We start from the raw sequence: 15,444 nt of genomic DNA, 5'->3' as shown, positions 1-15,444 counted from the left end.
CCAACTATACATGTCAATTGAATAAAATTGCAACTAAAGTAAAAGCAAGTCAATGCATGGCCCTTTAGACATAACAAAAAAGGCCGAGAAGTTGGCTCGGCCTTTTCATAATAATTAGTGATTGCACATGAATTGAAAGATTATCGTTTACCTTTAATATAAGGTTCACCTGATGCTTTTGGTGCTCTTGCTTTACCGATAAATCCAGCTAAAGCAAAGATTGTTAAAAGATAAGGTAAGATTAACAATATCACTTCAGGAACATCTTTGATCACAGGAATAGAAGCACCAGCAATACTCAATGATTGTGCTAATCCAAAGAATAATGCTGCACCTAGAGCACCAAGTGGATGCCATTTTCCAAAAATCATTGCTGCAATGGCAATGAAACCTTGTCCGCTAATAGTACTCTGACTAAAGTTACCTGCAATTGCTTGTGCATAAATTGCACCGCCAATACCACCAAGTGCACCAGAAATCATAACAGCTACATAACGCATTTTCGTAACGTTAACACCCATTGTATCTGCAGCCATTGGATGTTCCCCTACAGCTCGTAAACGCAAACCAAATGGTGTTTTGTAAATAATGTACCAAGCTATAAACGCAACAACAATCGCCAAAATAGACGTACCATAAACATCTGTGAAGAACATTTTCCCTAAAATTGGAATGTCTTTCAAGACTGGGATATCAAATCGTGAAAAACGTTCTGCTATAGAATCTGTTTGACCTTTGTCATAGATCATTTTCACACTAAACACTGCTACAGCTAGTCCCAACATGTTTAGAGCAACCCCAGCAACCGTTTGATCTGCTCGGAATGACACAGCTGCAACAGCTAGAATTAAAGAAAATACAATTCCGATTACCATTGCTATAACTAAACCAATCCAAGGTGTAAGTCCACCAAAAGTATCTGCAAATGTTAAGTTAAAAACGATACTACTGAAGGCTCCTATAATCATTACGCCTTCTAGCCCGATATTAACTACACCTGATCGTTCCGTGAATACCCCGCCTATTGCAGTCATAATTAATGGAGCCGCATAGAAGATAGCAGAAGGAATAATGAAATATAACACTTCTAAAAAACTCATGTTATTTTTCCTCCTTTTTTTTCTTACTTATACGTTCAAGTGCTACTCGAATGATATAACCTGAAGCAACAAAGAAAATTATCAATGCGATAACGATTGATACAATTTCTACTGGAATCCCTGCTTCGTTTGGCATATTTAGACCACCATTTTTTAATGAACCAAAAAGCATTGCTCCAAGCAATACACCAAATGGTTGGTTAGCACCAAGTAAAGCTACTGCGATTCCATCAAAACCGATACCAGTAAACGCCGTCATCTTCGAGATATTACCGAAAGTACCTAACGCTTCCATCGCGCCGCCAAGACCAGCGAAAATACCTGAAATCACCATTGCTAGAATAATATTTTTGCTAACATTCATACCCGCATACTCTGATGCATGTTGGTTAAATCCAACAGATTTTAGTTCGTAACCGCGAGTTGTCTTTTCTAATATGAACCACATGATAATAACTGCTAAAATTGCAATGATAAAACCCCAATGCAAACGGGAGTAGTCTGTAATAGATTCTAAAAATGGCGAGCGTAATGAAGCAGTCTCATGGATTTTCTCTGTTTTTTCGCCATCAGATAACGTTGCAATAGTTGCATTTACAACATGTAATGCAATATAGTTCATCATGATTGTCACGATTACTTCATGAACTTGTAATTTTGCTTTCAATAAGCCTGGGATAAATGCCCATAATCCCCCTGCAACTGCTGCCGCTAATAACGCTAGTGGGATATGAACGATCTTAGGAAGATCAAATGCATAACCAACATATGCAGCTGCTAACCAACCTACGATTAACTGTCCTTCCACACCGATATTAAATAAACCTGTGCGGAATGCAAAAGCTACTGCCAAACCAGCAAATACATATGGTGTGATTTGACGAATTGTTTCACCAATATTATAGGTGTTACCAAATACACCATTCCATAATGCAATATAACCATCTACTGGGCTAAATCCACTAATAGCCATTACAATTGCTCCAACAATAATACCCAATAAAATTGAGATAAGAGGGACTAGAATATTTGTCAATCGTTTGGACACTATTCGTCACCTACCTTTTTTGAATCTTGGTGTAATTTTTGTCCAGCCATTAATAAACCAAGATCTTGTTCTGATGTTTCGTGCGGTAGCACTCTATCAATAATTGATCCATCATGGATGACAGCAATACTGTCCGATACATTCATCACTTCATCTAATTCAAATGATATTAATAACACTGCTTTGCCTTTATCTCGTTGTTCAATAAGACGTTTATGAATAAATTCAATCGCCCCTACATCTAAACCACGAGTTGGCAATGCTGCTATTAATAATTCTGGGTCTCGCTCAATTTCACGACCGATAATTGCTTTTTGTTGATTACCACCTGACAATGCACGTGCAAGTGTCATCTCGCCTGGTGTACGCACATCATATTCATGAATAATTTTTTTTGCAAAATCATTTACTTTCTTATAATCTATAATACCTGCCTTAGAAATAGGTTTTTGATAGTACGTTTGTAAAACTATATTATGGCTAATAGGAAAATCGAGTACAAGTCCATGCTTATGTCGATCCTGAGGAATATGACCGATTCCTGCCTCTGTAATTTTACGAGGTTTGAAACCAGTTATATTCTTACCTTTTAAAGTGATTGTTCCTTTTTTCACCTTGCGAAGACCGGTAATTGCTTCGATTAGCTCTGACTGACCATTTCCGTCTATCCCAGCAATCCCAACAATTTCTCCAGCTCGAACGGTAAGATTTAAATTTTTAACTTTGTCGACACCACGATTGTCTGCAACAGTTAAATTTTGGATATTTAATACAATATCAGTCGGTTTTGCTTCCACTTTTTCAGTCTTAAATACAACTTGTCTTCCAACCATCATTTCGGCAAGCTGATCTGGATTTGTATCAGCAGTTACAACTGTACCAATCCCTTTACCTTTGCGTATTATTGTAACGCGATCTGAAACTTCCATAATTTCTTTTAATTTGTGAGTAATTAAAATGATAGATTTGCCTTCATCAATAAGACGTTTCATAATCTGCATCAATTCTGTAATTTCTTGAGGTGTTAGTGATGCTGTAGGTTCGTCGAAGATTAAAATTTCAGCGCCTCGGTATAATGTTTTTAAAATTTCCACACGTTGTTGCATACCGACTGAAATGTCTTCAATTTTAGCATTTGCATCTACATTTAAACCATATTTTTCAGATAGTTCTTGTACTTTTTTTGCCGCATCTCGAATATTGATGGAACCCATCTTCGTAGGTTCACTACCTAAAATGATATTTTCTGTCACCGTAAAATTCTCAACTAACATAAAATGTTGATGGACCATTCCGATTCCAAGATCATTGGCTTTGTTAGGGTCAGTAATCTTAACTTCCTTGCCATGAACTTTAATGGAGCCCGCTTCTGGTTGATATAAACCAAAGAGCACATTCATCAACGTCGATTTCCCTGCACCATTTTCTCCTAATAGTGCATGAATCTCTCCTTTTTTAAGCTGAAGGGTGATGTTATCATTTGCTACGAAATCCCCGAATTGTTTTCGAATTCCAAGCATTTCTATCACATATTCCAATGTGTTCACTCCCTTGGACACTATAAATTTATGGTTGTCATTAATAAATTAACAAAGGTTAAAAAAATTAACACAAGAAGGACTTAAATACACAAATAATTTTTCAGAATATTAATCCAAAACTATATTTTAGAACAACTATATATAATCATGAATAAGATGGTATATTCTAAAAATTTACTATAAATTTAAATTCCTTCGTCTGCTAATTAGAAACTAAAATACATCATAAAGACTAGCATGAGCTAGTCTTTATGATGATGTTAAACCTGATGGTTAAACCTTATTTTTCTGGTTTTTCAGGAACTGTAATTTCACCTTTAATAATTTTTTCTTTGTACTCATCGATTTTCTTTTGTGTATCACTAGTAATTACACCGTGAGAATCTGCTAAATCAACACCATTATCTTTTAAGCCCAAAGTAATAGTTTTACCGCCTGGGAATTTACCATCTTTTGATTGTTTTGCAACATCTTCTGCAGCAATATCAACACGTTTTAATACAGAAGTGAAAGTAACATTTGTTTTGTCATCTACTTTACCTTCATCGTATTGATCACGGTCAACACCGATTACCCAAACATCAGCTTTTGGATCTTTTTTCTTACGTTCTTTTGCTTCAGTGAATAAGCCATTACCTGTACCACCTGCTGCATGGAAGATAATGTCAGAACCTGAATCATACATACGTTTTGCAATTGCTTGACCTTTTGCAGCGTCGCCAAATGAACCTGCATATTGAACATCAACTTTTACTTTTGGATTTGCAGCTTTAGCACCTGCTACGAAACCAGCTTCGAATCCATCAATAATGTCACTTTCCATACCACCGATGAAACCGATTTTGCCAGTTTTAGATTGTAATGCTGCAGCAGCACCTGCTAAATAAGAAGCTTCATTTGCTTTGAACATAATAGAAGCAACATTATCTTGTCCTTCAACTACTGAGTCGATAATAGCGATTTTAGCATCTTTTTGTTGTTTAGCTACTTCAACTACTGAATCATGTAAATTGAAACCTACAGCGAATACTAAATCAAAATTACGACGAATTAAGCTATTTAGGTTAGTGTTGTAATCACTTTCAGATGCAGATTGTAAGTAATCATAACCATTATTACCTTTAGATAATCCATTATCTTTACCGAATTTTTCGATTCCTTCCCAAGTAGATTGGTTAAATGAACGGTCATCAATACCGCCAGTATCAGTTACCATTGCTACTGAGAATGACTTTTTATCATCCTTTTTAGTATCGCTTGCATTGTCGTCATTACCACATGCTGCTAATAAAGTACCAGAAGCTAGAAGTGCAGAAAGAGCTAAACCAATTTTACGCTTTTTCACTTGAAATCCCCCTAAAAAGTAAAGTTAATTTGTAGATTCGATAGCAGGAATGAGTACGTGTTTTTTCACACACGTTTTCGAACCACATGGAAACTGAATTTATCAGCTCTGAAGTAGTTACGTGAATACAGCACCACACGATCGTTATCATCATAATGGAGCTGTTTTAAAACTAAAAGCGCTGTTTCACGCCCACATTGTAATATTGGAGATACTTGATTGTGATAGCCAATTGGATCTATAAATGTAACAGCGTATGCTACATGTATATCTCCTGACTCTTCTAATGCTGAAAAAATAGAAGAATTATGTCGAGACGAGAAGTTTTTAGGCAAATATTTTGCCGGTACTTGGTCCACACAATACACAACAGGTTCTCCATTTGCTGTACGTACACGTTCAATCGATATTAAAGGTTCATCTTCATCACATTGGAAACGTTTAATATCCTCTTCTTTTGGAAGCAACTCAGTCGTACTAATATAGTTTGTACCAGGCTGCATTCCCGCCTCCTCAATCATAGAGGAGATACTTGATAGTTGTTCAATTCCAGACGTAAATAATGGTTTTGGATTTACAAATGTACCTACACCATGTCTTCGAACAATGATATTTTCTTCTTCCAACAATCTAAGTGCTTCACGAAGTGTTGCACGGCTTACTCCAAGTGATTTGGATAATTCAAATTCTGAAGGCAGTTTTTCATTTTCTTTATATACACCTTGTTCTATATCTGCTTTTAAATGATCAATCACTTGAAGATAGAGATGACGATGATCAGACTTTATTGTCATACAAACCACCACCAGAAATTAAAGATCAGACATCAGACGTAAAACATTCCTACTAATCAGAAACTACTATACCATTTTTTTTCTTTAAATAAATAACTTTTGCGAAAACTGTGTTAAAACAGATAATTTTTTTCATTGCTTGTAGTAATTTTTGATAACAGTTTAATAAATAAATGATAAATTATACTTAAGTCTCACATAATGGAATTTTTATCGTCTTCTTTAATTTCCTTTTAACCTTGTGTTTTCTTTATCCATAAAATACTTTGTTAGCGAACGATATAGTAATTATTTACCAATCAATACTTCCCTCGGCTTACTCTTTTCAGCAGGTCCAACAATACCTCTTTCCTCCATTTGATCCATAATGCGGGCAGCTCTAGCGTAACCTATTTTGAGCTTTCTTTGTAAGAAAGAAACGGAAGCCGTATCTTGTGCAGCCACTAATTGTACTGCATCTTCATATAATTCATCTGTATCATCTAAATCTGGAACTTCCTCTTCATCAGAAGGAATCATTTCTTCTTGATACTGTGCTTTTTGTTGTGCAATAACAAAATCTACTATTTGTTCAACTTCATGATCAGAGACAAATGCCCCCTGTACACGTACTGGTTTCGACTCACCAGCAGGTAAAAATAGCATGTCCCCTCTACCCAACAAACGTTCTGCGCCACCCATATCTAATATGGTACGAGAATCAATAGCAGAAGAAACAGCGAAAGCGATTCTTGATGGGATATTCGCTTTAATAATACCTGTAATAACATCAACACTTGGTCTTTGTGTAGCAATGATCAAATGAATACCTGCAGCACGAGCCATTTGTGCAAGTCTTGTAATCGAGTCTTCTACATCACTTGAAGCAACCATCATCAAATCAGCCAATTCATCTACAATTACTACGATAAATGGCATCTTCGGGTGTTTTTCTCCATTTGCTTCATTAAATCTATCAATATGCTCGTTATATCCCTCTATATTACGTGTTCCTGTATGTGAGAAAAGATCATACCGTCTTTCCATTTCTGCAACGACCTTTTTCAAAGCTTGTGATGCTTTGCGAGCATCTGTTACAACTGGAGCTAGTAAATGAGGAATGCCATTATAGACGTTTAATTCGACCATTTTAGGGTCAATCATCATCATTTTAACTTCATGTGGCTTTGCTCTCATCAAAATGCTTATAATAATTGCATTGATACAAACGGATTTACCACTACCAGTCGAACCAGCGACTAGTAAGTGCGGCATTTTGTTCAGTTTTGCCAATTTCGCGTCACCAGTAATATCTCTACCTAGACCGATTAATAGCTTTTCATCTGGTCTATTATTTTGTTTAGATTCTAATACTTCCCTCAGACTGACAATAGCGACTTCTTTATTTGGCACTTCTATTCCTACTGCAGACTTGCCTGGAATTGGCGCTTCAATACGAATATCTTTTGCTGCAAGTGCTAAAGCTAAATCATCTTGTAAGCCAACGATCTTACTAACTTTCACACCTCGATCAGGTAAAACTTCATATTCAGTAACCGCTGGGCCAAGATGAACTTGTGTGACGGTAGCTTTGACGCCAAAGGATTGAAAAGTTTGTTCCAATTTACGCGCATTTCCTTGTATTAACTCAAACTCCCCACTTTGGTCAGTGTGTGGTGGAAGTTTTAAATTGTTCATGGATGGTAATTGGTATGATTCGTTTTCGATTACATCTGATGTCATAATCGATGACGATTCTACTTGTTGGGCAATCTCCTCTTGTTCATTTGTGATTGTAGATTCAGGTTTTACATCTTCTTGTTGAATTCTTTGTGAGAATGCTGAGATGATAGGTTCTCTTCGCTCCTCTATTACTGATTCGACTGCAGTTGCAGCTTGGTGCTCTTCATCAGGAATCGAAGTTTCAGATTTTGCCTTTTTCCTATTATTACGTGTATTTTCTTTTTTCTCATTCTTTTTCTTCTTAGCTTCTTTGCGTCGACTTACCGTAGTATTTGAATCTTCCCTCATTTGTAGGATTACTTTTTTGATTGTTGGCCATTTACTAGCTATATATGGAAGAAGCGCTTTTCCGGTGATCAATACAATACCTATTAACACCATTAACCAACCTGCTATATTAGCTCCTGCAGAATCAAATAAAGCATAAAAACAAGCAAATAATAAAGCGCCTATTATCCCACCACCTAACGCATGGCTATGCTTTACTATTCCATCACTTGTGATTAAAATCCGCCAAGTTTCCTTTAACACAGAATTACTTTGAATTGCATTTCCTTTATACAACTGTTCAAACAATGCAATATGGCTAAACAAAGTTAAACCACCAGTTATTAATAAGCTTCCTATAATTAACCGATTTTTCAGACTTGGTACTGTTCTTTTGACCATTAATAATAGAGCGCTTACCACCAATAAGAATGGAACAATGACTGCCCAGTTTCCAAAGAGGAATAAGGATAACCATTGTAATAACTTCCCGACAATTCCGTATTCAAAAAATATAATGATAGCAAAACCAATTAGTATTAAACCAATAATTTCGTATTTTAAAGGATGAGTCTCCTTTTTTGCTTTTGATGTCGACGCTTTTTTTGTTTTAGCTGTCCCCTTTTTTGCTATTGTCATGACTCCACCTACTTTCTTTCGTTCTATCAAATAGCTCTGTAGAACTTCAAAGAATCTATTGAATCCCTTTCATCAAATATTTTATATATTGAAAGGAAAAAAGGATTTCCTACCAAAGAGAGGTAAGGAAATCCTTTTCGTCCGCTTAATTTTAATATTCCATAATAATAGGGATAATCATTGGGCGGCGCTTTGTTTTTTGGAATAAATAAGAGTTAAGCGTGTCACGGATTTCTTGTTTTATATTTGTCCATTCATATGATCCTTTATTCACATATTTTTCGACAACTTCTTTAACTAAATTAGAAGATTCACTTAATAACTCTTCAGATTCTCTTACATAGACAAATCCACGTGATAAAATTTCTGGGCCTGATGCAATTTTCTTAAGTTGGCGGTTAATCGTAACAACGACGATAAATATACCGTCTTGACTAAGTAACTTTCGATCACGTAATACAATGTTACCAACATCTCCAACGCCAATTCCATCTATAAGTACATTGCCAGCAGTAACTCGTCCACTCATACGCATTTTACCGCCTTTATATTCGACGATGTCTCCCTTATCAGCAATAAAGATTTGTGACTTAGATAAACCTGTTTGTTGTGCTAATTTAGAGTGAGCGATTAGCATGCGATATTCGCCTTGAATCGGGATAAAATATTTTGGCTTCATAAGATTTAACATCAATTTCAAATCTTCTTGGGCTCCATGTCCTGATACATGTACTTTTTTATCTGCAGATAATACTTTAGCGCCTAGCTTTGCAAGACTATTCATCGTATCTGCAATTTGAACTTCCATACCTGGCGAAGGTGTAAATGTTATTAAAACGGTGTCTGTAGATTTAATACGGATATCACGGTGGTGTTTACGGATAATTTTTTCTAATCCTTCTAGTGGTTCACCTTGGTTACCAGTAATTATTGCTACAATTTCATCATCTGGATAATCATTCATTTTGTTGACAGAAATAATTCGATCCTGATCTACAGAAAGATATCCTAAACGCATTCCTATTTCAAAGGCATGTTCTAAACTACGACCGACAACAGCTATTTTACGATCAGCTGCTGTAGCCTGGTCAAATACTTGTTGAATTCTTATGAAGTTTGATGCATAAAGTGCAACTAAAATTCTTCCTTCAGCTTTATGGAAAGTTTTTGCTAACTTTTCTCGAATGACAATTTCAGGAATTGTATATCCTGGTCGTTCAGCTTCAGTAGAATCAGACATTAAGATAAATACACCTTCTTCACCCAAATTAGCCATTTTAGCTATATCCGGTTTATATTTACCTTGTGCTGATTGGTCAAATTTGAATTCTCCAGTGTGTACAATCGCACCTTCTGAAGTATGGAAAGCAATACCTAATGAGTCTGGAATACTATGAGTTGTATGGAAGAATGTCACATAGGTAGATTGGAAATTCATACGACTCTTACTTGTCACTTCAAAGAATTTTACAGGATATGGTGCAGGTAAATCTTTTAAATGTTCTTTAGCTAATGCGATTGTTAACTTAGAACCGTATACAGGTGCACTAACTTTTTGTAAAAGATATGCTATTGAACCAATCGCATCTTCATGCCCATGAGTAAGGAAAATACCTTTTACACGAGATTTGTTTTCCTCTAAGTATGTCATATCAGGAATAACGTAATCTATTCCTAACATTTCATCCTCAGGAAACATAAGTCCACTATCAACGACAAATAGCTCTTCATCGATTTCAACGACATACATAGCTTTGCCGATTTCACTAACGCCACCTAGTGGAATGACGCGAATAACTTCATTTTTTGTTTTTGCCACTTGATTTCCTCCTAAAATAATCCCGAACACAAACCACTTACTCCCATTATATAGATAGTTGTGAGTTTTCACAAACAAAAAAAAAGAATGGGCTAAGTTGCCCATTCCAAAATAATTTTTCTAAAATTGTTTTTGTCTTTCCAGGTATTCATGCCATGCAAAATCGTAGGCTGCTTTTTCCTCATCAGTTAACTTAGCAATTGGTAATCTGACATATTCTGAGCCAATTCCTAATTTCGTTAATGCATATTTAAGAGTGGATGGACTCGGTGTTGCAAATAGCGCACGGATTAATGGTAATAATGCTTGGTGAATTGTAGCTGCTTTTTCAAGTTGACCTTCATGAAAAGCTTTGATCATTTTTTGCATATCATTTCCAACTATATGTGATGCAACCGAAACAACACCGTCTCCACCTATGGAGAGTAATGGTAATGTCAAACCATCATCACCTGAATACACTTGGAAGTTTTTTGGTGTATTAGATATAATTTCAGTCATCTGATCTAAACTTCCGCTCGCTTCTTTAACAACTTGGATATTTGGAATTTTACTTAACTGTATAATTGTCTGTGTTTGTATATTGACAACCGATCGGCCGGGAATATTGTATAACATGACAGGAAGTTTTGTTGAGTTGGCAATAGCTGCAAAATGCTCATACATGCCCCGTTGACTAGGTTTGTTGTAATATGGTGCAACTAACATAATGCCGTCAACACCAGCAATTTCAGCCTCTTTTGTTAAATCTATTGAAGCTTGTGTATGATTACTTCCAGTACCTGCAATAATAGTGGCTCTATTATTGACTTTCTTAACAGTAAAATCAAATATAGCTACCTTTTCATCATGTGATAATGTCGGTGATTCACCTGTCGTACCACAGACTACTATGCAATCCGTTCCATTAGCTATTAAATGTTCAATAACATCTGAAAGCATTTCAAAGCTGATAGTGCCATCTTCACGAAACGGTGTAATCATAGCAGTAGCGATATTACCAATATCCACTTATTTTGCCTCCTTAGATTAATCCATCTTCAATCATTTTTTCGGCAATTTGAATAGAGTTTAATGCTGCTCCTTTTAACAAGTTATCTGAGACAACCCAAAGATGGAACGCATTATCTTTTGCTAAATCTTTTCGGATACGTCCTACAAATACTTCATCTTCGCCTTCCGTAAAAATAGGCATTGGATATACTTGAGCTGTTATATCATCTTGTACAATGATACCAGGCGCTCCTTGAAGAACATTTTTAATATCTTCAGCAGTAACACCTGATTGTTCGATTTCAATATAAACAGACTCTGAATGTCCAGCTACTACAGGGACACGTACACAAGTTGCTGCAACTGGAAGATCTTGTGCGTGCATAATTTTTTTTGTTTCATTTATCATTTTCATCTCTTCATAGGTGAACCCGTTTTCCGTGAATACGTCAATTTGAGGGATAACATTACGAGCGATTGGATAATGTTTTTTATCACCTTTTACAGGTAGAATATGTGCTTCAACATCTTTTGGATGATCAAATTTCAAGCTTTGTTCTTTTAGTTCTTCTATTGCACTTATACCTGATCCTGATACGGCTTGATATGTAGAGACGATTAAATTTTTTAGACCATACGCTTGACGAATCGGCTCTAAGGCTGCAACCATTTGAATTGTTGAACAGTTTGGATTTGCAATAATTCCTTTATGTTCTGCAATATCTTGTGGGTTTACTTCTGGAACTACTAAAGGAACTTCCGGATCCATACGGAACGCACTTGTGTTATCTATAACAACTGCTCCACGTTCTGCTGCAGCTGGTGCTAATGCCTTTGAAACTGCTCCCCCTGCACTAAATAAAGCAATATCTACTCCTTCAAATGCTTCTGGAGTAGCTTCTTCAATAGTGTATGTTTGACCATTAAATGTTAGTTCCTTACCAGCAGAACGCTTAGATGCTAATAGTTTTAACTTACCTACTGGAAAATTACGCTTAGCAAGTTGTTCCATCATTTTTGTTCCTACTGCACCTGTAGCTCCAACTACTGCTACTGTATATTCTTTAGTCATCATACATCTCTCCTCAACTAATCTTTCGATAATGGCGCTATTGTATCACAATTTATAGAATATTTATATAATTTTTAAATTATTTAGTATATTGAATTATTAAAGGCTGTAATTGTTTCTTTTCTAAAGATGCCTTTACTGTGTCAGCTAACTGTGTAAAATCCGAAATCAACGAATTCGGCTTGTTAATAGGATCATCTTGACCAAAAGGAATAAAAAAGATATTTTTTGTATTTAACAATTTCATAACATTTACTCCATTTAAACCAAGAGCATCATTTGTCGAAATTCCTAATACTACAGGACTCCCATTTCTTAATGTTGCTTTTGCTGCCATCAATACTGGCGAATCTGTTGATGCATTTGCAAATTTACTAATAGAATTCCCAGTCATAGGTGCTATGACCATACAATCTAATGGATTTGAAGGTCCAAAAGGTTCTGCTTCTACTATACTTTTAATGACTTTATGCCCTGCTAGCGTTTCGATTTTCTCAATCCACTCGTCACCTGTTCCAAAACGTGTTGCTGCCGTTAGTACCGAATGCGTAATAATCGGTACAACCGTTGCTCCTAAATCAGTTAGCGAGGTGATTTTAGGTATAACATCAGCATAAGTACAGTGTGATGCAGTAATTCCTAGTCCTACGCGTTTTCCATCTAACATATCATCCCTCCCTTAATTCGTTGTTTTTTCGTATGATTACTTGTGCCAATAAATCCGCTGCATCCTGTGGAAAATACTTTCCTGGTAGTCCTGGTAATAATGTATAATTGATATCACTTTCTATATTTAAACATCCTGGTGCTGAAGCTAAATCAAAAATCTTAGTTTCTTCATCTAATTGTTGATGGAAATCTTCATTTAACCATTTATTTGGTATTGTATTGATTAAATAATAATGTTCTTTAATATTTTCAGGGATTAGTTGGGAAGCAACATAACCATAAGCAATTGCTTCTTGAATTTGACTATTTGAACGTGCTAAAATATGCACATTTGCGCCTAATCTGTGTAACATGAATGCGAGCATTTTAGCGACTCTTCCAAATCCCGTAATATAAAAGGATTTTCCATAAACAGAAGCGGATTCAAGTTCATAAAAAGCACAAAGCATCCCTTCTGATGTTAGTCTTGCATTTAGCCATATATAAGATTCATCTTGTAAATAATGGATAATATGTTTCTCATCTAAATATCGAAGTTCTTGCTGTAAACTTTGATTGCTTTTTCCAACGAATATCGCTGTCTCTTTTGGTAATGATTCAAAAGCAAATTTAGGTAAATCAACTGCATGGATCGGCAATACAATTCTCTCTGGCCTTTCCGTCATTATTATTTGCTGTATCTCATCATTCCATTGATCTGTATATTTATAAATAACATTATTGAAATCCAGCGAAAGTTGTAACGCTAACTCTTTAAAACGTAAATCCTTTCCTAATATCAGCCATGATTCTGTACTCATTTTGTATACCCCGATGTTAAAGGTTGCGTCTTATTAAATAAGATACGGTCTTCACCAATCAACGAAATTTCCGTCCATGGAATAAACGATTGCGCCTTAGGTTCTTTTTGTTTAAAAGGTAGTTTAACACCTTTATTTACTAATTCAAAACCATAGATTTGCCCTGTTTTCGCATTTAGTAAACATTCGGTCTCTGAGAGCAACCCACATCGTACACCATCTTTAATCTGAATCAACTCTTTCTCTGCAAGCTCTGATAAGAGCATTCAATCCCTCCTTTTTCCCGTATTAACAGTGTATGAAGTCGAAGCTTTTCCCGTGCATAAAAAAAGCTAAGGAGATAATTCTTATATCCCCTTAGCTGGTTGAATAACTGATCGAGCAAATGGTTTTGTTAAAAGCCTTTGTATCACACGATTTACACTTTCTTCATCTACTGCATATAACTCTTTTAACGTTTGCTCTACAGTTTTTTCTTCACCATAAAGCAGCTCGTTTTTAGCGTTGCGATTCATAAAGTCATTTGATGTTTCGAGCCCTAATAATAAATTACTTTCTAACTGTTCTTTAGCATACTGTATTTCGATTGGTGATACTCCGTCTTTTACCATCTTCTCTGTAATTTTTAGTATTGTTTCCTCAAGCACCGTAAGTTTTTCTGGTGAAGTCCCCCCATAAATCATAAAAGCACCTGCATGTTCATATGCAGAATAATAAGAGAAAATGGAGTATGCTAATGCTTGCTCCTCTCGAATTTGCTGAAATAATCTAGAAGATGTTGTATCACCTAAAATATTATTTACGACTAGTAAGCTTACTAAATCCGGATCTTTTACTGTTAAACCTTCAAATCCAATCGCTATATGTGATTGCTCTGTATTACTTTCTTTTTCTATATTCCCTGCTCTAAATACAGGTGGCGCTTTAAGAATTTTCGAATGATGGCTTTTGTTTTGAAATTGGTCAAATAAAGAGATGATTTTATTGACTAGATCATCTGATACATTTCCCGCAACAGAAATTACAACTTTATCTGGCGTGTAATTTTCGTACATATAAGATTCAATCTTTTCTTTCGTAAATGTTTCTAACGTTTCTTCTGTTCCAAGTATTGGTGCGCCTATTGGATGAGTAGGATACATAGTATTCCAGAGGCGTTCATCTACATCATCATCAGGTGTATCTTCCACCATTGCCATCTCTTCAAAAATAACTTGTCGTTCTTTTTCAATATCCGCATCAGTAAATTTCGAATGGAAGAACATATCTGCTAATATTGTAATAGCTTTCTCAGCATGATGATCAAGCGTTACTGCATAATAGCAAGTATTTTCTTTAGATGTAAAAGCATTTAATTGTCCTCCAATTCGATCAAAGGATTCTGCAATTTCTTTAGCTGTTCTACTATATGTACCTTTAAATAGCATATGTTCGATAAAATGGGTAAGCCCATTTTCTTCTGGGCTTTCGTTTCCAGATCCAACATTGACCCAAATCCCCATTGATACAGAACGCACATAGGGTAACTTTTCCACTAAAATACGTACACCGTTTGGACATGTATATTTTTTTACCATGTAATATCCTCCTTAATGTAAAAACGAGGCTGCAGTAGTAGAGTTCTATTACTGGCAA

Annotated in this window: 13 protein-coding genes; all 13 read right to left on the bottom strand. The window is 35.7% G+C overall.

Translation table 11 applies throughout. The features are described 5' to 3' along the window. Positions 1-140: 140 nt before the first annotated feature. Positions 141-1,100 carry an ABC transporter permease gene (locus D1606_RS01985; protein ID WP_119414346.1) on the bottom strand — a complete coding sequence of 320 codons (960 nt, stop codon included), beginning with the start codon at positions 1,098-1,100 and terminating at the stop codon, positions 141-143. A 1-nt stretch (position 1,101) separates the two neighbouring features. Next, positions 1,102-2,148: an ABC transporter permease gene (locus D1606_RS01980; protein WP_119414345.1), complete on the bottom strand. Its 1,047-nt coding sequence runs from the start codon at positions 2,146-2,148 to the stop codon at positions 1,102-1,104. Then, a complete protein-coding gene (locus tag D1606_RS01975) occupies positions 2,148-3,686 on the bottom strand; it encodes an ABC transporter ATP-binding protein (protein ID WP_119414344.1) in 1,539 nt (512 codons plus the stop codon). Before D1606_RS01975 ends, D1606_RS01980 begins: the two co-directional genes overlap by 1 nt. Before the next feature lie 283 nt (positions 3,687-3,969). After that, the gene (locus D1606_RS01970; protein ID WP_119414343.1) at positions 3,970-5,034 is read right to left on the bottom strand and encodes a BMP family lipoprotein; all 1,065 of its coding nucleotides are present in this window, start codon (positions 5,032-5,034) and stop codon (positions 3,970-3,972) included. A 65-nt stretch (positions 5,035-5,099) separates the two neighbouring features. Continuing rightward, positions 5,100-5,828: a GntR family transcriptional regulator gene (locus D1606_RS01965; protein ID WP_119414342.1), complete on the bottom strand. Its 729-nt coding sequence runs from the start codon at positions 5,826-5,828 to the stop codon at positions 5,100-5,102. A gap of 288 nt (positions 5,829-6,116) precedes the next feature. Continuing rightward, complete coding sequence (locus D1606_RS01960; RefSeq protein ID WP_119414341.1) at positions 6,117-8,456, bottom strand: FtsK/SpoIIIE family DNA translocase; 2,340 nt, start codon at positions 8,454-8,456, stop codon at positions 6,117-6,119. 151 nt (positions 8,457-8,607) lie between these two features. After that, positions 8,608-10,275, bottom strand: coding sequence for a ribonuclease J (locus D1606_RS01955; RefSeq protein WP_119414340.1), 1,668 nt, complete (start codon positions 10,273-10,275; stop codon positions 8,608-8,610). A gap of 120 nt (positions 10,276-10,395) precedes the next feature. Next, positions 10,396-11,286: a 4-hydroxy-tetrahydrodipicolinate synthase gene (gene dapA / locus D1606_RS01950; RefSeq protein ID WP_119414339.1), complete on the bottom strand. Its 891-nt coding sequence runs from the start codon at positions 11,284-11,286 to the stop codon at positions 10,396-10,398. A 13-nt stretch (positions 11,287-11,299) separates the two neighbouring features. Beyond that, the gene (locus D1606_RS01945) at positions 11,300-12,340 is read right to left on the bottom strand and encodes an aspartate-semialdehyde dehydrogenase (RefSeq protein WP_119414338.1); all 1,041 of its coding nucleotides are present in this window, start codon (positions 12,338-12,340) and stop codon (positions 11,300-11,302) included. A 79-nt stretch (positions 12,341-12,419) separates the two neighbouring features. Then, a complete protein-coding gene (locus tag D1606_RS01940) occupies positions 12,420-13,007 on the bottom strand; it encodes a dipicolinate synthase subunit B (RefSeq protein WP_119414337.1) in 588 nt (195 codons plus the stop codon). A 1-nt stretch (position 13,008) separates the two neighbouring features. Then, on the bottom strand, positions 13,009-13,809 hold the full coding sequence (locus D1606_RS01935) for a dipicolinate synthase (protein WP_119414336.1): 801 nt from the start codon (positions 13,807-13,809) through the stop codon (positions 13,009-13,011). Continuing rightward, positions 13,806-14,075, bottom strand: coding sequence for a YlmC/YmxH family sporulation protein (locus D1606_RS01930; protein ID WP_119414335.1), 270 nt, complete (start codon positions 14,073-14,075; stop codon positions 13,806-13,808). Before D1606_RS01930 ends, D1606_RS01935 begins: the two co-directional genes overlap by 4 nt. 81 nt (positions 14,076-14,156) lie before the next feature. Continuing rightward, positions 14,157-15,386 carry a M16 family metallopeptidase gene (locus D1606_RS01925; RefSeq protein ID WP_119414334.1) on the bottom strand — a complete coding sequence of 410 codons (1,230 nt, stop codon included), beginning with the start codon at positions 15,384-15,386 and terminating at the stop codon, positions 14,157-14,159. Positions 15,387-15,444: the final 58 nt, after the last annotated feature.

This window comes from Rummeliibacillus sp. POC4 (assembly GCF_003576525.1).
Lineage (GTDB): Bacteria > Bacillota > Bacilli > Bacillales_A > Planococcaceae > Rummeliibacillus.
This window is presented reverse-complemented; position numbering and strand designations above follow the sequence as displayed.

Coding starts and splice junctions, on each gene's coding strand:
- D1606_RS01940 (WP_119414337.1), bottom strand. CDS start 13,007: ATGTTAGATGGAAAACGCGTAGGACTAGGAATTACTGCATCACACTGT.
- D1606_RS01925 (WP_119414334.1), bottom strand. CDS start 15,386: ATGGTAAAAAAATATACATGTCCAAACGGTGTACGTATTTTAGTGGAA.
- D1606_RS01945 (WP_119414338.1), bottom strand. CDS start 12,340: ATGACTAAAGAATATACAGTAGCAGTAGTTGGAGCTACAGGTGCAGTA.
- D1606_RS01930 (WP_119414335.1), bottom strand. CDS start 14,075: ATGCTCTTATCAGAGCTTGCAGAGAAAGAGTTGATTCAGATTAAAGAT.
- D1606_RS01985 (WP_119414346.1), bottom strand. CDS start 1,100: ATGAGTTTTTTAGAAGTGTTATATTTCATTATTCCTTCTGCTATCTTC.
- D1606_RS01960 (WP_119414341.1), bottom strand. CDS start 8,456: ATGACAATAGCAAAAAAGGGGACAGCTAAAACAAAAAAAGCGTCGACA.
- D1606_RS01965 (WP_119414342.1), bottom strand. CDS start 5,828: ATGACAATAAAGTCTGATCATCGTCATCTCTATCTTCAAGTGATTGAT.
- D1606_RS01935 (WP_119414336.1), bottom strand. CDS start 13,809: ATGAGTACAGAATCATGGCTGATATTAGGAAAGGATTTACGTTTTAAA.